This window comes from Pseudomonas sp. L-22-4S-12 (genome assembly GCF_009799935.1).
Lineage (GTDB): Bacteria > Pseudomonadota > Gammaproteobacteria > Pseudomonadales > Pseudomonadaceae > Aquipseudomonas.
This window is the reverse complement of the sequence record NZ_WELL01000006.1, coordinates 47,588-65,355: the sequence shown is the minus strand read 5'-3', so window position 1 is coordinate 65,355 and position 17,768 is coordinate 47,588. Positions and strand designations below refer to the sequence as shown.

The 17,768-nt window shown below is 68.3% G+C and carries 13 protein-coding genes and 1 tRNA gene; 8 read left to right on the top strand and 6 right to left on the bottom strand.

Going from position 1 to position 17,768, the window contains the following annotated elements:
* Nucleotides 1-93 precede the first annotated feature (93 nt).
* Together F3I16_RS15065 and F3I16_RS15060 are read left to right on the top strand one after the other, a co-directional pair.
* Nucleotides 94-8,673 carry a GH36-type glycosyl hydrolase domain-containing protein gene (locus F3I16_RS15065; RefSeq protein ID WP_160494384.1) on the top strand — a complete coding sequence of 2,860 codons (8,580 nt, stop codon included), beginning with the start codon at nt 94-96 and terminating at the stop codon, nt 8,671-8,673.
* A gap of 92 nt (nt 8,674-8,765) precedes the next feature.
* Entirely contained in the window at nt 8,766-8,993 is a 228-nt protein-coding gene (locus tag F3I16_RS15060; protein WP_160494383.1) for a general stress protein CsbD, read from the top strand.
* A 270-nt stretch (nt 8,994-9,263) separates the two neighbouring features.
* On the opposite strand, the gene F3I16_RS15055 is transcribed toward F3I16_RS15060, so the two are convergent.
* Nucleotides 9,264-9,353: transfer RNA gene (locus F3I16_RS15055), tRNA-Ser, on the bottom strand.
* Between the two features lie 136 nt (nt 9,354-9,489).
* Here F3I16_RS15055 and F3I16_RS15050 point away from each other — a divergent pair.
* From F3I16_RS15050 to F3I16_RS15025, 6 genes are all read left to right on the top strand, one after another.
* On the top strand, nt 9,490-10,158 hold the full coding sequence (locus tag F3I16_RS15050; protein ID WP_160494382.1) for a Bax inhibitor-1/YccA family protein: 669 nt from the start codon (nt 9,490-9,492) through the stop codon (nt 10,156-10,158).
* Between the two features lie 111 nt (nt 10,159-10,269).
* Complete coding sequence (gene tusD / locus F3I16_RS15045; RefSeq protein WP_160494381.1) at nt 10,270-10,662, top strand: sulfurtransferase complex subunit TusD; 393 nt, start codon at nt 10,270-10,272, stop codon at nt 10,660-10,662.
* Nucleotides 10,662-11,021: a sulfurtransferase complex subunit TusC gene (tusC, locus tag F3I16_RS15040; RefSeq protein ID WP_160494380.1), complete on the top strand. Its 360-nt coding sequence runs from the start codon at nt 10,662-10,664 to the stop codon at nt 11,019-11,021. Before tusD ends, tusC begins: the two co-directional genes overlap by 1 nt.
* Nucleotides 11,021-11,320, top strand: coding sequence for a sulfurtransferase complex subunit TusB (gene tusB / locus F3I16_RS15035; protein ID WP_160494379.1), 300 nt, complete (start codon nt 11,021-11,023; stop codon nt 11,318-11,320). Before tusC ends, tusB begins: the two co-directional genes overlap by 1 nt.
* Entirely contained in the window at nt 11,317-11,652 is a 336-nt protein-coding gene (locus F3I16_RS15030; RefSeq protein WP_160494378.1) for a TusE/DsrC/DsvC family sulfur relay protein, read from the top strand. The genes tusB and F3I16_RS15030 overlap by 4 nt, the downstream gene beginning before the upstream one ends.
* Before the next feature lie 11 nt (nt 11,653-11,663).
* Nucleotides 11,664-12,650 carry a glycosyl transferase family protein gene (locus F3I16_RS15025; RefSeq protein ID WP_160494377.1) on the top strand — a complete coding sequence of 329 codons (987 nt, stop codon included), beginning with the start codon at nt 11,664-11,666 and terminating at the stop codon, nt 12,648-12,650.
* Here F3I16_RS15025 and cysG read toward each other — a convergent pair.
* The 5 genes from cysG to lolA all read right to left on the bottom strand — a co-directional run bounded on the left by cysG (nt 12,635) and on the right by lolA (nt 17,739).
* Nucleotides 12,635-14,023, bottom strand: a complete 1,389-nt coding sequence (gene cysG / locus F3I16_RS15020; protein ID WP_160494376.1) for a siroheme synthase CysG — start codon at nt 14,021-14,023, stop codon at nt 12,635-12,637. The two genes, F3I16_RS15025 and cysG, sit on opposite strands and share 16 nt — an antisense overlap.
* A gap of 74 nt (nt 14,024-14,097) precedes the next feature.
* The gene (gene serS, locus F3I16_RS15015; protein ID WP_160494375.1) at nt 14,098-15,378 is read right to left on the bottom strand and encodes a serine--tRNA ligase; all 1,281 of its coding nucleotides are present in this window, start codon (nt 15,376-15,378) and stop codon (nt 14,098-14,100) included.
* A gap of 18 nt (nt 15,379-15,396) precedes the next feature.
* Entirely contained in the window at nt 15,397-15,771 is a 375-nt protein-coding gene (gene crcB / locus F3I16_RS15010; protein WP_160494374.1) for a fluoride efflux transporter CrcB, read from the bottom strand.
* Complete coding sequence (locus F3I16_RS15005) at nt 15,768-17,093, bottom strand: replication-associated recombination protein A (RefSeq protein WP_160494373.1); 1,326 nt, start codon at nt 17,091-17,093, stop codon at nt 15,768-15,770. Before F3I16_RS15005 ends, crcB begins: the two co-directional genes overlap by 4 nt.
* Nucleotides 17,094-17,112: 19 nt before the next feature.
* Nucleotides 17,113-17,739, bottom strand: coding sequence for an outer membrane lipoprotein chaperone LolA (gene lolA / locus F3I16_RS15000; RefSeq protein ID WP_160494372.1), 627 nt, complete (start codon nt 17,737-17,739; stop codon nt 17,113-17,115).
* Nucleotides 17,740-17,768: the final 29 nt, after the last annotated feature.

Here is a 17,768-nt window from a genome sequence, read left to right as displayed (position 1 = left end):
ACGCTCGCCAGCCGCCCTGGGCAGACTGAGCGGCAGCAGAGCCACGCCCCCGCTACCCCTTCGCGCTCTCCTGCATGGCCGGCCAAGGACACAATGCCCAGTACATGGCTACGCCCCCTCTCGCGTCTGCGCGGTTCAACGCGCAAGTTTGCCTATGAAGCGGTCCTGCGCGCCGAACTGTTCAGCGCCGAACAGATGGCCAACCATGGCCATCAATTGGCCAAGCAGCACCGGCTCAGCCCACGCTCGGCTTCCGGCGCGCTGCTGGCGCGCCTGGACGATAACGAGGCGCTGCTGGCGCACAGCTGCACCATGCTCTGCGAGGTTGCCCCGGCTACCCGCCGTGCCACCCCGGCGGCGGAATGGCTGCTGGACAACTTCTACCTGATCGAGGAACAGATCCGTACCGCGCGCAAGCACCTGCCCAAGGGCTACAGCCGCGAGCTGCCGTGCCTGGCCGGCGGTCCGTCGAGCGGCCTGCCGCGGGTCTATGACATCGCCCTGGAGACCATCTGCCATGGCGACGGCCGGGTCGACAGCGACAGCCTGAGCCGTTTCGTCGCGGCCTACCAGTCGGTCATGCCGCTGACCCTCGGCGAGCTGTGGGCCATCCCGATCATGCTGCGCCTGGCCTTGATCGAGAACCTGCGGCGCGTGGCGGCGCGGGTGATGGCCAACTGGGACGACCGCAACCTGGCCAACGACTGGGCCGACCGCCTGCACGAAACCGCCGAGCAGGATGCCAAGAACGTGCTGCTGACCGTCGCCGACATGGCCCGTTCGCAACCGCCGCTGAGCAGCTCCTTCGTCGCCGAACTGGCCAGACGCCTGCAGGGCCAGAGCGCGGCCCTGAACCTGCCGCTGAACTGGATCGAACAGGCGCTCGGCGAAAACGGCCTGAACATCGAACGCCTGGCGCAACTGGATGCCCAGCAACAGGCCGCCGAGCAGGTTTCCATCAGCAACAGCATCAGCAGCCTGCGCAAACTCTCGGCCTGCGACTGGCGCAGCTTCGTCGAAAGCATGAGCCGGGTCGAACAGGTGCTGGGCGAAGACCCGGCGGCGGTCTACCCCAGCATGGACTTCGCCACCCGCGACCACTACCGCCATGGGATCGAGCGCCTGGCCAAGCACTGTGCGCACAGCGAGGAAGCGGTGGCCCGCTGCGCCGTCGAGCTGGCCGCCGCCGCGCAGGGGGTTGCCGCGCACGTCGGCTACTACCTGCAGGGGCCGGGGCTGGCCGCGCTGGAACGGCGCCTGGGCGCCCGCGTCACGCCCGCGGAAGCCTGGCAGCGCCTGTTGCGGCGGGCGCCGCTGGCCTTCTTCCTCGGCCCGGCCGTGCTGCTCAGCCTGCTGCTGACCTGGCCATTTCTCGCCGCGGCCCAGGCCAGCGGTCTGCACGGCGGCCTGCTGGCCCTGCTCGGCCTACCGGCCCTGCTGATGACCAGCTGCCTGGCCCTGGGTCTGGTCAACTGGCTGGTGACCCTGACCCTGCCCCCGCACATCCTGCCGCGCCTGGACTACAGCGCCGGCATTCCCGAGCAGTCGCGCAGCCTGGTGGTGGTACCGACGCTGATCGGCAACGCGCGGGATCTCGAGGAACTGGTCGAAGGCCTGGAGGTGCGCTTCCTGGCCAACCGCGACGCCAACCTGCACTTCGCCCTGCTCACCGACTTCATGGATGCGCCGAGCGAGGTGCTGGAGCAGGACGCCGCCCTGCTGCTGGCCCGCCAGCTGATCGAGGCGCTCAACCACAAGTACCCGGCCGGCGGCGCCGCGCGTTTCTACCTGCTGCATCGACCACGGCGCTGGAACCCGAGCGAAGGCGTGTGGATGGGCCACGAACGCAAACGCGGCAAACTCGCCGCGCTGAACGCCCTGCTGCGCGGCCAGGGCCGCAAGCAGTTCGCGCTGATCGTCGGCGATATCGCCGCGCTGCCGCGGGTCAACTACGTGATCAGCCTGGACACCGATACCCAGCTACCGCGCGATGTCGCCCGGCAACTGGTCGGTGCCCTCGCCCACCCGCTCAACCAGGCCGTGTTCGACCCCGCGGGCCGCTGCATCGTCGCCGGCTACGCGATCCTCCAGCCGCGCATCGGCATCAGCCTGCCGAGCACCGCGCGCTCGGCCTATGCCCAGCTGTTCGGCAGCGACGCCGGGGTCGACCCCTATACCCGCGCCGTCTCCGACGTCTACCAGGATCTGTTCCAGCACGGTTCGTTCATCGGCAAGGGCATCTACGCGGTGGATGCCTTCGAGCAGGCGCTGTGCGGTTGTTTTCCCGACAACCGCATCCTCAGCCACGACCTGATCGAGGGCTGCTACGCCCGCTCCGCCCTGCTCAGCGACGTGCAGCTGTACGAGGAGCACCCTGCCCGCTACAGCGCCGACTGCAAGCGCCGGCACCGCTGGATGCGCGGCGACTGGCAATTGCTGCCCTGGCTGCTGCCGTGGACGCCCAAGCCCGAGGGCGGCCTGCAGCGCAACCGCCTGAGCGCCCTGGCGCGCTGGAAGATCCTCGACAACCTGCGCCGCAGCCTGGAGCCGGCGGCCTTCCTGGCGATGCTGCTGTGGGGCTGGTTCGCCGTCGAGCCGGCGCTGCTCTGGACCCTGGCAGTACTCGGCCTGGTGCTGACCCAGCCGCTGCTCGGCTCGCTCCTGGAACTGCTGCGCAAGCCCCACGACACGCCGCTCGGCCAGCACCTGCAGGCCACCTCGCGCACGGCCGCCCTGCACTTCGGCCGCGCCCTGCTGGCGCTGGTGTGGCTGCCCTTCGAGGCCTTGCTCAGCCTCGACGCCATCGCCCGCAGCCTGTGGCGCATGCTGGTCAGCCGGCGCCGCCTGCTGCAGTGGAACCCCTCGCGCGAAGTGGAGCGCAGCAGCGGCAACCAGCTCCCCGGCCTGTACCGGCTGATGTGGATCGCCCCGACGCTGGCCCTGGCCTGCGCCGCCCTGCTGCTGGCCAGGCCCGGCGTGCTGGCGCTGGCCAGCCCGCTCCTGCTGCTGTGGCTGGCCGGCCCGGCCATCGCCTGGTGGCTGAGCCGGCCCACCGCGCGGGCGGCCTTCACGCCCTCGGCCGAAGAACTGCATTTTCTGCGCAACCTGGCGCGCAGGACCTGGGCCTTCTTCGACCAGCACGTCGGTCCGGCAGACAACTGGCTGCCTCCCGACAATATCCAGGAGCAGCCAAGCCTGGTGATCGCCCACCGCACCTCGCCCACCAACATGGGCATGGCCCTGCTCTCGCACCTGGCCGCCTACGACTTCGGCTACCTCAGCGCCGGCCGCCTGCTGGCGCGCCTGGACCGCTCGCTGAGCAGCATGGCCAGCCTGGAGCGCCATCGCCGGCACTTCTTCAACTGGTACGACACGCAGACGCTCAGGCCCCTGCCGCCGCACTACGTGTCGACGGTGGACAGCGGCAACCTGGCCGGCCTGCTGCTGACCCTGCGCCCGGGCCTGCTGGAGCTGGCGGACCAGCCGCTGCTCGGCCCCCGGCTGTTTGCCGGCCTCGCCGATAGCCTTGCCCTGCTGCGCGAGGCCCTGCTCGGCGAACCCCGCGACGAGCAGCCCCTGGGCGAGCTGCAGGACGAGCTCGATAGCGCGCAGGCGCAGGCGCCGCAAAGCCTGGAGGCGACCTGCCAACGCCTGCTGCGCCTGTGCGAACACTGCCACGCGCTGCGCCAGCGCCTGCAGCCAGCAGCCGGCAGCCAGAGCGAGCGCTGGCTGCAGGCGCTGCTGGCGCACGGCGAAGACCTGCACGAGGAGCTGGGCCAGTTCTGCCTGCCGCCCCTCGACGCCAGCGAGCAGCCCGCGCCGGCGACCTGGCGCCAGCTGGCGCAGCTGGACAGCACACTGTGGCCCGTCGCCAGCCAGGCCCGGGTGCAGGCGGTGCAGCGCTGCGCGCGCGAGCGCATGGCCTGCGCCGAACGCCTCGCCCAGCAGGCCGGCGACCTGGCGCAGATGGACTTCGGCTTTCTCTACGACCGCCAGCGCGACCTGTTCGCCATCGGCTACAACGCCGAAGAGAACCGCCTGGATGCGGCCTATTACGACCTGCTGGCCTCCGAGGCGCGGCTGACCAATTTCGTGGTGATCGCCCAGGGCCAGCTGCCCCAGGAAGGCTGGTTCACCCTCGGCCGCCTGCTCACCAGCAACGCCGGGGTGCCGGTGCTGCTGTCCTGGTCCGGCTCGATGTTCGAGTACCTGATGCCGCTGCTGGTGATGCCCAACTACGCCGGCACCCTGCTCGACCAGACCTGCCGCGCCGCCGTGGCCCGGCAGATCGAGTACGGCAACCAGCTGGGCCTGCCCTGGGGCGTTTCCGAGTCCGGCTACAACACCCAGGATGCCCACGGCAATTACCAGTACCGCGCCTTCGGCGTCCCCGGCCTGGGTCTCAAGCGCGGGCTCGGCGAGGACATCGTGGTCGCCCCCTATGCCACCGCCCTGGCCCTGATGGTCGCCCCGCAAGCCGCCTGCAAGAACCTGCAGCGCCTGGCCGCCCAGGGCCTGGCCGGCACCTTCGGCCTGCACGAAGCGGTCGACTTCACCCCGGCGCGCCTGCCGCGCGGGCAAAGCGCCGCGGTGATCCACTCGTTCATGGCCCACCACCAGGGCATGAGCCTGCTGGCGCTGGCCCAGGTGCTGCTGGACCGGCCGATGCAGCGGCGCTTCGAGTCCGACCCGCAGTTCCAGGCCACCGCCCTGCTGCTGCAGGAACGCATCCCGAAAACCGCCGCGCAGTACCTGCACGCCGCCCATTCGCCCGCCGCCGACGCCGCCGCGCGGGTCATCGAGACCAAGCTGCGGGTGTTCACCGATCCGGATCGCCGGCGCCCCGCCGTGCAGTTGCTCTCCAACGGCCATTACCACGTCATGCTCAGCAGCGCCGGCGGCGGCTACAGCCGCTGCAACGGCACCGCGCTGACCCGTTGGCAGGAAGACATCAGCCGCGACCACTGGGGCATGTTCTGCTACCTGCGCGATGTCGCCAGTGGTGACTTCTGGTCCGCCGCGCACCAGCCGACGCTGCGCCGCACGCAAGGCTACGAGGCGATCTTCACCGATGCCCGCGCCGAATTCCGCGTGCGCGAACGCGACTTCGATGCGCACACCGAGATCGTCGTCTCGCCCGAGGACGACATCGAACTGCGCCGCCTGCACCTGACCAACCGCGCCCGCGTGCGGCGCAGCCTGGAGCTCACCAGCTACGCCGAAGTGGTGCTCGCCCCGGCCATCGCCGACGCCCTGCACCCGGCCTTCAGCAAGCTGTTCGTGCAGACCGAGCTGCTGCCGGAGCTGCAGGCGATCCTCTGTTCGCGGCGGCCGCGCTCCAGCCAGGAAAAAGTGCCGTGGATGTGCCACCTGCTGGCCGCCCACGGCGTGGATATCGAGGCGATTTCCTACGAGACCGACCGCGCGCGCTTTATCGGCCGCAGCCGCAGCGTGGCCCATCCGGCGGCGCTGGACGCCGGCGTCGACAGCCTGTCCGGCAGCGCCGGCTCGGTGCTCGACCCGATCGTGGCGATCCGCTGCCGGATCAGCCTGGACCCCGGCCAGAGCGCCATCATCGACCTGGTCACGGGCCTCGGCGAGACCCGCGAAGGCTGCCTGCAGCTGATCGACAAGTACCGTGATCGCCACCTGGCCGACCGCGTGTTCGGCCTGGCCTGGACCCACAGCCAGGTGCTGCTGCGCCAGCTCAACGCCTCGCTGGCCGACGCCCGCCTGTTCGAGCAAATGGCCGCCGCGATCCTCTACGCCAATGCCGCGCTGCGCGCCGATGCCGGCGTGCTGCGCGGCAACCAGCGCAACCAGTCCGACCTCTGGGGCCAGGCGATTTCCGGCGACCTGCCGATCGTCCTGGTGCAGATCGCCGACCCGGCCAATATCGAGCTGGTGCGCCAGCTGGTGCAGGCTCACGCCTACTGGCGGCAGAAAGGCCTGGCGCTGGACCTGGTGATCTGGAACGAGGACCAGGTCGGCTATCGCCAGCAGCTGCAGGAACTGATCATGGCGCTGGTCACCTCCGGCAGCGAGGCCAATCTGGTCGACCGCCCGGGCGGCATCTTCGTCCGCCCGGCCCAGCAACTGTCCAGCGAGGATCGCCTGCTGATGCTCGCCGTGGCCCGCCTGGTGCTCAGCGACAGCAACGGCAGCCTGGCCGAGCAGCTGCATCGGCGCACCAGCGAAGCGGCGCTACCGCGGTTCGAGGCGAGCCAGATGCGCCAGCCACGCCGCCTGCCCGGCCCGGCGCCAGCCCGCGACCCGGCGCTGCTGCTGGGCAACCCCTACGGCGGCTTCAGCGCCGACGGCAGCGAGTATGTGATTCGTCTGGACCAAGGCGTCAGCACCCCGGCGCCCTGGGCCAATGTGCTGGCCAACCCGCAGTTCGGCACGCTGATCAGCGAAAGCGGCGGCGCCTACACCTGGAGCGAGAACGCCCATGAATACCGCCTGACGCCCTGGCACAACGATCCGCTCGGCGATGCCAGCGACGAGGCCCTGTACCTGCGCGACGACGACAGCGGCCACTACTGGTCGCCCACCCCGCTGCCGCGCCCCGGCACGGGCAGCTACACCACCCGTCACGGCTTCGGCTACAGCGTCTTCGAGCACGACGAGGACGGCCTCCACAGCGAGCTGTGGGTGTATGTGGCGCTGGATGCGTCGATCAAGTTCTCGCGCCTGACCGTGCGCAACCACTCCGGGCGCAACCGCCGCCTGTCGGCCACCGGCTACGTGGCCTGGGTGCTCGGCGACCTGCGCGAAAAATCGGCGCTGCACGTGGTCACCGAGCAGGACCCGGCCAGCGGCGTGCTGTTCGCGCGCAACGCCTACTCCATCGAGTTTGCCGGCCGCGTGGCGTTCTTCGATGTCGACTCGCCGGCGCGCAGCGTGACTGGCGACCGCAGCGAATTCCTCGGCCGCAACGGCCACCTGAATGCCCCGGCGGCGCTGGCCAAAGCGCGCCTATCGGGGCGTACCGGCGGCGGCCTGGACCCCTGCGCGGCGATCCGGGTGGCCTTCGAGCTGGCCGATGGCGACAGCCAGGAAATCGTCTTCCGCCTCGGCGCCGGCCACGACGCCCAAGCCGCCGCGCACCTGGCCCAGCGCTTTCGCGGGGCCAACGCGGCCAGCAGCGCACTGGAGCAGGTACGCGCACACTGGCGCACGACCCTGGGCGCGATCCAGGTCAGGACCCCCGAGCCGGCCATCGATGTGCTGGTCAACGGCTGGCTGATGTATCAGGTGATCGCCAGCCGCTTCTGGGCGCGCAGCGGTTACTACCAATCCGGCGGCGCCTACGGTTTCCGCGACCAGCTGCAGGACAGCATGGCCATGCTGCATGCCAGCCCGGCCGCCAGCCGCCAGCACCTGCTGCTGTGCGCGGCGCACCAGTTCAGCGAGGGCGATGTGCAGCACTGGTGGCATCCGCCCATGGAGCGCGGCGTGCGCAGCGCCTGCTCCGACGACTACCTGTGGCTGCCCCTGGCCGTCAGCCGCTATGTGCGCATCAGCGGCGACCACGGCGTGCTCGACGAGCCGGTGAGCTATATCGAAGGCCGCGCGCTGAATGCCGGCGAGGAGTCCTACTACGACCTGCCGCTGCGTTCGCCCGTGCAGGAGAGCCTGTACCGGCACTGCGTGCGCGCCATCGAACACGGCATGGCCCGCGGCGCCCACGGCCTGCCGCTGATCGGCAGCGGCGACTGGAACGACGGCATGAACCGCGTCGGCGAGCAGGGCCGGGGCGAAAGCGTGTGGCTGGGCTTCTTCCTCTACGAGGTGCTGCAACAGTTCACCGACACCGCTCTGATACAGGACGATGCGGCGTTCGCCCAGCGCTGCGGCGAGCAGGCCGCTGCCCTGCGCATCAGCCTGGAAGAACACGGCTGGGACGGCGCCTGGTACCGCCGCGCCTACTTCGACGACGGCACGCCGCTGGGCTCGGCGAGCAATGAGGAATGCCGCATCGACTCCATCGCCCAGAGCTGGTCGGTGCTCTCCGGCGCGGCTGCACCGCAGCGCCAGCGCAGTGCCATGGACGCCCTGGAGCAACACCTGCTGCGCCGCGACCTGGGCCTGGTGCAACTGCTCGACCCGCCCTTCGACAAGGGCACGCTCGACCCCGGCTATATCAAGGGTTACGTGCCCGGCGTGCGCGAGAACGGCGGCCAGTACACCCACGCCGCCGTATGGGCGGGCATGGCCTTCGCCGCGCTCGGCGACAGCGCGCGGGCCTGGGAGCTGCTGCGCCTGATCAACCCGGTCAACCACGGCAGCGCGGCGGCCATCGAGCAGTACAAGGTCGAGCCCTATGTGGTCAGCGCCGATGTCTATGGCGTGGCCCCCCACGCCGGACGCGGCGGCTGGAGCTGGTACACCGGCGCGGCCGGCTGGATGTACCGGCTGATCGTCGAGTCGCTGCTCGGCCTGCAGCGCAGCGGCGCCAGCCTGCGCCTGCAACCGGTGCTGCCCGCCGACTGGCCGGGCTTCAGCCTGGACTACCGCTACGGTAGCGCGCTGTACCGCATCGAGGTGCTGCAGCAGGCCGATGCAATTCCATCGCTGCAGCTGGACGGAGTGGCACTCGCAGGCACGCAATTCGCGCTGCTGGACGACGGCCGCGAGCACCGCGTCGAGATCCGCTGCCGACCGACCTAAGTGCGCTGGCGCACCGACCGCACGGGCCATCGCTGCGACGCTAGGCGCAGGCACCTTCCCTCTTCGCTACTTCCCCAGCCAGGTCAATTACCATGAGCCAGGACACCGGCAAGCCACTCACCGAGATCATCCGCAAAAACTGGCGCCAGCTGGCCGGCTTGGCGCGGATCGTCTGGGACGAACTGACCCTGGACGAGCTGATCAAGTCCGAAGGCGATGCACAGAAGCTGACCCAGTTGGTGCAGCAGCGCTACGACATGCCGCACGCCGATGCGCAGAAACAGGTCATGAGCTTCTTCGAGCGGCACAGAACCACCTGACCCGCACCGGCAGGCAACCCCTGCCATGGAGGTTGCCCATGTTCTCCGCCTATTTCGTCGCCTCGCGCGGCTCGGGCAACATCATTCGCCCGATCCTGCGCAACAGCCCGCCCGGCGATAGCGCCACCGTGCAGAACATCTACGCCTCGAATGCCTGCGTGCATGGTTACGAAGCGCTTTCGGGAGAAACTGCAGGCGGTGAGCCAACGTGTGGAGCGACACCCGCAGAAACGAAAAAGCCCCGGAATACGGGGCTTTTAGGCATGTATGTGGCGGAAGCGGTGAGATTCGAACTCACGGAAGAGTTTCCCCTTCGACGGTTTTCAAGACCGTTGCATTCAACCGCTCTGCCACGCTTCCGGCGTTTGCTGCGGGCGGCAATCTTACCGGAACGCAACACACTGTCAAACTCTCGTAATTGGCAGATAAGTACGCTCTGTTATGATCCATTCGACTGCGGTCACGGAACCCAATTTCGCCGCTCAGGAGAGTTGTCATGCACGAACAAGATTACGCGCTGAATCACGCGCAAGCCGACCAGCTGGAAGTCAGCAAGGTCCTGCGCAACACCTATGGCCTGCTGGCCCTGACCCTGGCGTTCAGCGGCCTGGTCGCCTTTGTCTCGCAGCAGATGCATGTCGGCCATCCGGGCATCATCGTGACCCTGGTGGGCTTCTACGGCCTGTTCTTCCTGACCATGAAACTGCGCGACTCCGCCTGGGGCCTGCTCAGCACCTTCGCCCTGACCGGTTTCATGGGCTACACCCTGGGCCCGATCCTCAACCGCTATCTGGGCATGAGCGGTGGCGGCGAAGTCGTCAGCTCGGCCTTCGCCATGACCGCCCTGGTGTTCTTCGGCCTGTCCGCCTACGTGCTGACCACCCGCAAGGACATGAGCTTCCTGGCCGGCTTCATCACCGCCGGGTTCTTCGTCCTGCTGGGCGCCATGGTGGCCGGCCTGTTCTTCGAGATCAGCGGCCTGCAGCTGGCCATCAGCGCCGGCTTCGTGCTGTTCTCCTCGGCGGCCATTCTGTTCCAGACCAGCGCGATCATCCACGGCGGCGAACGCAACTACATCATGGCCACCATCAGCCTGTATGTATCGATCTACAACCTGTTCATCAGCCTGCTGCAGATCTTCGGCATCATGGGCAGCGATGACTGAGTGATTCACTGCGCTAAAAGAGCCCGCTTCGGCGGGCTTTTTCGTGTCTGCGACAAGCATCTGCGCCGTTCTGCCTTTATCATGGCGCATGAGTCAGCTCGCGGAATCGTCATGAAATTCGCCATCGCCCTGTTCGCCCCGGCCCATCTGCCCTCCTCGCGCCGCGCCCTGCGCTTTGCCGAGGCGGTGATTGCGGGCGGGCATGAAATCGTCCGCCTGTTCTTCTATCAGGACGGCGTCCACAGCGCCTCGGCCAATGTGGTCAGCGCCCAGGACGAGCTGGACCTGCCGGCCGCCTGGCGCGATTTTGTTGCCCAGCAGCAGCTGGACGCCGTGGTCTGCATCGCCGCCGCCCTGCGCCGCGGCGTGCTCAACGCGGAAGAGGCGCAGCGCTACCAGAAGCCGGCCGCCAACCTCGGCGCGCCCTGGGAACTGTCCGGCCTGGGCCAGTTGCACGAAGCCAACCAGCTGGCCGACCGCCTGGTCTGCTTCGGAGGCCACTGATGAGCAAATCCCTGCTGCTGATCAGCCGCCAGGCGCCCTGGGCCGGGCCCAGCGCCCGCGAGGCCCTGGATATCGCCCTGGCCGGCGGCGCCTTCGACCTGCCGCTGGGCCTGCTGTTTCTCGATGACGGCGTGTTCCAGCTCCTGCCGCAGCAGCAACCCGCCGCCCTGCAGCAGAAAGACCTGACCGCCAACCTGCAGGCCCTGCCGCTGTTCGGCGTCGAGTCGCTGTACGTCTCCAACCGCAGCCTCAGTGAGCGCGGCCTGCACGGGCAGGAACTGGCCCTGCCGGTCGAATGCCTCGACGATGCCGACCTGAGCCAGCTTATCGACCGCTACGACCAGGTGATCACGCTCTGATGGCCACTCTGCATCTGCTTTCCCACTCGCCCTTCAGCGATAGCCGCCTGAGCAGCTGCCTGCGCCTGCTCGGCCCGCAGGACGGCCTGCTGCTGAACGGCGACGCCGTGTACGCCCTGCAACCCGGCAGTGCGCAACTGCAGGCCCTGCTGCTGATGCCGGAGGGCATCGGCCTGTATGCCCTCGACGAAGACCTGCAGGCGCGCAACCTGGCCGCCCCGGCACGCGCCAGGGTGGTCGACTACCCGGCCTTCGTCGAGCTGTGCACGGCCTACGCCAAGGTCAACAGCTGGCTATGAGCAACCTGATCGTTGCTGGCCGCAGCATCGCCCTGGACCAGGACGGCTACCTGGCCGAACTGGCCGACTGGTCGCCCGCCGTCGCCGAGGCCCTGGCCGCCGGCGAAGAGCTGCAACTGGGTACCGAGCACTGGGAAATCCTCGAGCTGCTGCGCGCCTTCTACGCCGAGTTTCAGCTGTCGCCGGCCACCCGCCCGCTGATCAAGTACGTGGCCCTCAAGCTCGGCCCGGAAAAGGGCAACAGCCTGCACCTCAACCGCCTGTTCAAGGGCACGCCCGCCAAGCTCGCCGCCAAGCTGGCCGGCCTGCCGAAACCGACCAATTGCCTGTGAAAGTAGCGCCCATGATCCTCGTAGCCCCACCGGAACACCCCTTCGCCCAGTTCGTGCGCATCCTCGGCAAGGGCAAGCGCGGCGCGCGCAACATGAGCCGCGAGGAAGCCCGCGAGGCCATGGGCCTGCTGCTCGACGGCAAGGTCGAGGACACCCAGCTGGGCGCCTTCCTCATGCTGCTGCGGCACAAGGAGGAAAGCGCCGAGGAACTGGCCGGCTTCACCGAGGCCCTGCGCGAGCGCCTGCAGGCGCCGCCGATTGCCGTCGATCTGGACTGGCCGAGCTATGCCGGCAAGAAGCGCCACCTGCCCTGGTTCCTCCTGGCCGTCAAAGCCCTGGCCGCCAGCGGCGTGCGCATCCACCTGCACGGCGGCGGCGCGCATACGGCCGGCCGCCTGTACAGCGAGCAACTGCTGGAACAACTCGCCATTCCGGTCTGCCAGTCCTGGGCGGCAGTTGCCGAGAGCCTGGAGCGCCACAACCTGGCCTTCACCCCGCTGGGCGCCTGGGCACCGCAATTGCAACGGATGATCGACCTGCGCAATACCCTCGGCCTGCGTTCGCCGATCCACTCGCTGGCGCGCATCCTCAACCCGCTGGCGGCGCGCTGCGTGATGCAAAGCATCTTCCACCCCGGCTACCAGGCCACCCACCGCGAGGCCAGCCAGCTGCTCGGCGACACCGCCATAGTCATCAAAGGCGAAGGGGGCGAAATCGAGGTCAATCCGGATGGCGCCTGCCACCTGTACGGCACGGCGCACGGCGTGAACTGGGACGAGGAATGGCCGGCGCTGACCGCGCAGCGCCACGTCAAGCCGGAACGGCTCGACCCGGCGCACCTGCTGGCCTTCTGGAACGGTGCAGTGGAAGACTCCTACGGCCGCCTGGCCGTACTCAGCACCATCGCCCTGGGCCTACGCGCCCTGGGCGAGCCGCGCGAGAGCGCCCTCGCCCGCGCGCAAACAGTCTGGGATACGCGCCTTCAAACGCCCGCCTGAGCCCCTTCGAACCAGGCCAGCTTCTCGCGCAGCTGCACCACCTCGCCGACTATCACCAGGGTCGGCGCGTGCACTTCGTGCTCGGCCACCAGTTGCGGCAGGTTGGCCAGGGTGCCGGTGAACACCCGCTGGTTCTGCGTGGTGCCCTGCTGCACCAGCGCCGCCGGAGTCTCCGCGGCGCGGCCATGGCGGATCAGCTCCGCACAGATGGCCGGCAGCCCGACCAGGCCCATGTAGAACACCAGGGTCTGCCCCGGCGCACTCAGCTCAGCCCAGGGCAGGTTGCTGCTGCCGTCCTTGAGGTGACCGGTGACGAAGCGCACCGACTGCGCATGGTCGCGATGGGTCAGCGGAATCCCGGCATAGGCCGCGCAGCCCGAGGCGGCGGTAATCCCCGGCACCACCTGGAACGGGATGCCCTGGGCCGCCAGCTCTTCGATTTCCTCGCCGCCACGACCGAAGATGAACGGATCGCCGCCCTTGAGGCGCAGCACCCGCTTGCCCTGCCTGGCCAGGTCGACCAGCAGCTGGTTGATCTCCTCCTGCGGCACCGCGTGGGCCGAGCGCTGCTTGCCGACATAGATGCGGTCGGCGTCGCGCCGGCACAGGTCGACGATGGCCGGGGCCACCAGGCGGTCATACAGCACCACATCGGCCTGCTGCATCAGGCGCAGGGCGCGGAAGGTCAGCAGGTCCGGATCGCCCGGGCCGGCGCCGACCAGGTAGACCTCACCGAGGGCGCGCGGCGCGATGCCGGCGATCTTGGCCTCGAGCTGACGTTCGCCCTCGCCCAGCTTGCCGGCGAACACGCTCTCGGCAATCGGCCCCTGGAACACGTCCTCCCAAAACACCCGGCGCTGCTGCACATCGGGGAACAGGCCCTTGACCTGGGCACGAAACTTCTTCGCCAGGCCGGCCAGCTGGCCGTAGGTGGCGGGAATCCAGGTCTCGATCTTGGCGCGGATCAGCCGCGCCAGCACCGGCGCGTCGCCGCCACTGGTGACGGCGACGATCAGCGGCGAGCGGTCGACGATGGCCGGGAAGATCACGCTGCACAGCTTGGGCGCATCCACCACATTGACCGGAATGCCTCGCGCCTGGGCCTGGGCGGAAATCTGCGCATTCAGCGCTTCGTCGTCGGTGGCGGCGATCACCAGGCACACGCCATCCAGATCATCCGCCTGATAGCCACGCAGCAGCTGGGCGCCCGCCCCGGCCAGCTCGCGCAGCTCGTCACGAATCTCCGGAGCCACCACACGCAAGACCGCGCCAGCCTCGACCAGCAGGCGCGCCTTGCGCAGCGCCACTTCGCCACCGCCGACGACCAGCACCAGGCGATCCTGCAGTTTGTGGAACAGGGGGAGAAAATCCATGGCGCACGCTCTCGGTCGGACGAAACAAAACGGGGCAGCACTGGCCACCCCGTATTCTGCAACTGAAGTACGGCTTAGCCGATGACTTCGATGCCAGCCATATAGGGTTTCAGCACCTCAGGCACGCGGATGCTGCCGTCGGCCTGCTGGTAGTTCTCCAGCACCGCCACCAGGGTCCGGCCCACCGCCAGGCCGGAGCCATTGAGGGTGTGCACCAGCTCCGGCTTGCCGGTTTCCGGGTTGCGGTAGCGCGCCTGCATGCGGCGGGCCTGGAAGTCGCCACAGTTGGAGCAGGAAGAAATCTCGCGGTACTTGTCCTGGCTCGGCACCCAGACTTCCAGGTCGTAGGTCTTCACCGCGCCGAAGCCCATGTCGCCGGTGCACAGCGCCAGCTTGCGGTACGGCAGTTCGAGCAGCTGCAGCACGCGCTCGGCGTTGGCGGTCAGGCTTTCCAGGGCTTCGAAGGACTTGCCCGGCTCGACGATCTGCACCATCTCGACCTTGTCGAACTGGTGCTGACGGATCATCCCACGGGTATCGCGGCCCGAGGCGCCGGCTTCGCTGCGGAAGCACGGGGTGTGGGCGACGAACTTGAGCGGCAGCTGCTTGGCGTCGAGGATCGCGCCGGCGACGATGTTGGTCAGCGACACTTCCGCAGTCGGGATCAGGTACAGGTCGGCCTGGTCTTCGCGCTGGATCTTGAACAGGTCTTCCTCGAACTTCGGCAGCTGGCCGGTGCCCTGCAGCGCAGAGGCCTGCACCAGGTAAGGCGTGTAGGCCTCCTCGTAGCCATGCTCGGCGGTATGCAGGTTGAGCATAAACTGCGCTAACGCCCTGTGCAGACGGGCAATCGGCCCGCGCAGCAAGGCGAAACGGGCGCCGGACAGCTTGGCGGCGGTTTCGAAATCCAGCCAGCCGTGTTGCTCGCCGAGGGCGACGTGATCCTGCACCGGGAAGTCGAAACCGCGCGGCGTGCCCCAGCGCGAGACCTCGACGTTGCTTTCTTCGTCCTCGCCCACCGGCACCGACTCATCGGGCAGGTTGGGGATGTTCAGCAGCAGGTTGTCCAGCTCGGTCTGGATGGCGTCCAGTTCGCGCTTGCCGGCTTCCAGATCGCTGCCCATCTTGTCGACTTCCGCCAGCAGCGGGGCGATGTCCTCGCCACGCTGCTTGGCCTGGCCGATGGACTTGGAGCGGGTATTGCGCTCGGCTTGCAGCTGTTCGGTGCGGGTCTGCACGGTCTTGCGCTGGGCCTCGAGGGCCTCGAAACGCGCCACGTCCAGTTGGAAGCCACGGGTAGCCAGGCGGTCCGCAATCTCCTGCAGTTGGGTACGAACCAGTTTGGAGTCGAGCATGGGATGTTCTCGTCTAGATCAGAGCTTGGTTAATGTCAGGCCGGCCCAGGTGGCGAGCAGGCTACCCAGCACGCTCAGCAACGCATAGCCGATGGCCAGCGGTGCCTGGCCGCTTTCCAGCAGGCGCAGCGTGTCGAGGGAGAAGGATGAAAAAGTGGTCAGGCCGCCGAGGAAGCCGACAATCAGCCCGGCGCGCAGCTCCAGCGGCACCTCGGGGCGCAGCAGAAACAGGCCGTACAGGGAGCCGATCAGCAGGCAGCCGGCAATATTGACCGCCAGGGTAGCGCCATAGAAGTGCTGCGGCCAGTTCGCGCTGACCCAGTTGCTGGTGAAGAAACGCAGCAGGGTGCCGGCCATGCCGCCCAAGGCGACCGCGATGACCACGCCGATCATGGCTTTCTCCGCTGGCGCGGGCTGGCGGCATCCAGTGCCGCCAGATGGGCCAGCTTGTCGCGGATTTTCAGCTCCAGGCCGCGCGGCACCGGCTGGTAGTACTGGCGCGGCTCGAGCTGGTCGGGGAAATAGTCCTCGCCGGCGGCATAGGCATCCGGCTCGTCGTGGGCGTAGCGGTATTCCTCGCCGTAGCCCAGTTCCTTCATCAGCTTGGTCGGCGCATTGCGCAGATGCAGCGGCACCTCCAGCGAGCCGTGCTCGGCGGCATCGCGCATGGCCGCCTTGAAGCCCATGTACACCGCGTTGCTCTTCGGCGCGCAGGCCAGGTAGACGATGGCCTGAGCCACGGCCAGCTCGCCTTCCGGGCTGCCCAGGCGTTCCTGCACGTCCCAGGCATTCAGGCACAGGCTCAGGGCGCGCGGGTCGGCGTTGCCGATGTCCTCGCTGGCCATGCGCACCACGCGCCGGGCCAGGTACAGCGGGTCGCAGCCGCCATCGAGCATGCGCGCGTACCAGTACAGCGCACCGTCCGGGTTGGAGCCGCGCACCGACTTGTGCAGCGCGGAAATCTGGTCGTAGAAGGCTTCGCCGCCCTTGTCGAAGCGCCGGCGGCTGTCGCCCAGCAGGTTCTGCAGCAGTTCGGGAGCGATGGCGCTGCCGTCCTCGGCCAGGTCGGCGGCGTTTTCCAGCAGGTTGAGCAGGCGCCGACCATCGCCATCGGCGGCGGCCAGGAGGATCTGGAAGCTCTCCTCCGGCAGGCTCAGGCGCTGCTTGCCCAGGCCCTTTTCTTCCGTCAGCGCGCGTTGCACCAGCTTGCGCATGGCGGCTTCGTCCAGGCTCTTCAGCACATAGACGCGGGCGCGTGACAGCAGCGCGTTGTTCAGCTCGAAGGAGGGATTTTCTGTCGTCGCACCGATGAAGATCAGCGTGCCGTCTTCCACGTAGGGCAGGAAGGCGTCCTGCTGGCTCTTGTTGAAACGGTGCACTTCGTCGACGAACAGGATGGTGCGGCGGCCGTACTGGGCGGCCTGCTGCTTGGCCATCTCCACCGCCTGGCGGATTTCCTTGACCCCGGAGAGCACTGCGGAAATCGTCTCGAAGTGCGCCGCGGAGACCTGCGCCAGCAGCCTGGCCAGGGTGGTCTTGCCGACGCCCGGCGGGCCCCAGAAGATCATCGAGTGCAGCGCGCCCTGCTCCAGCGCCTCGCGCAGCGGCTTGCCGTGGCCCAGCACATGCTCCTGACCGACGTACTCGTCCAGGCTGGTCGCGCGCAAACGCGCGGCCAGGGGCTGGGCGACGGGGGCAGAGCGAAACAGGTCCATGGCGGGTGGCAGCGGCCTCTTATTCCTGGATGACGTCGGCGCCCTCAGGCACGTCGAAGGTGAACAGCTTGGCGTCGAGCTTCTCGTTCATCTTCACGCTGAGGAACAGGATATTGGTGCGTTGGCCGATGCTGTCGATCAGCTGCATGTCATTGATCACGCCGCGGCGGAACGACAGGCGCAGGTTGTCGAACAGGCTGTCCTTGGCCTTGGGCTTGAGCATGAAGTCGACCACTTCGCCGGCTTCCTTGAAGCTGATCTCGAAGTTCTCGCGGATCTTCGACACATCGCCGGACAGCAGCAGCGCCGGGGTATGGGTCAGGCGCTGGTCGAGGCTCTGGATGGTCACCTGCATCAGGTCCGGGTCGTACAGCCAGACCTTCTCACCGTTGGACACCAGCAGCTGCTCCTGCGGCGCATCGGTGTGCCAGCGGAACAGCCCCGGGCGTTTCAGCGCCAGTTGGCCGGCGGTTTCCTGCAGCTGGGTGCCGCTACCGTCCAGGGTCAGCTGGGAGAAGCGGGCGCTGATGGTCTGCGCCTGGTTGAGCAGCTCGGTCAGGCGCTTGACCGCCGCCTCGTCGTCCGCCTGGGCGGGAATGGCCAGACAGGCCATGGCGGCCAGCAACAGCATGCGCAACAGTCGCATGGAAATCCTCTTCATCTACGAACTGGGGG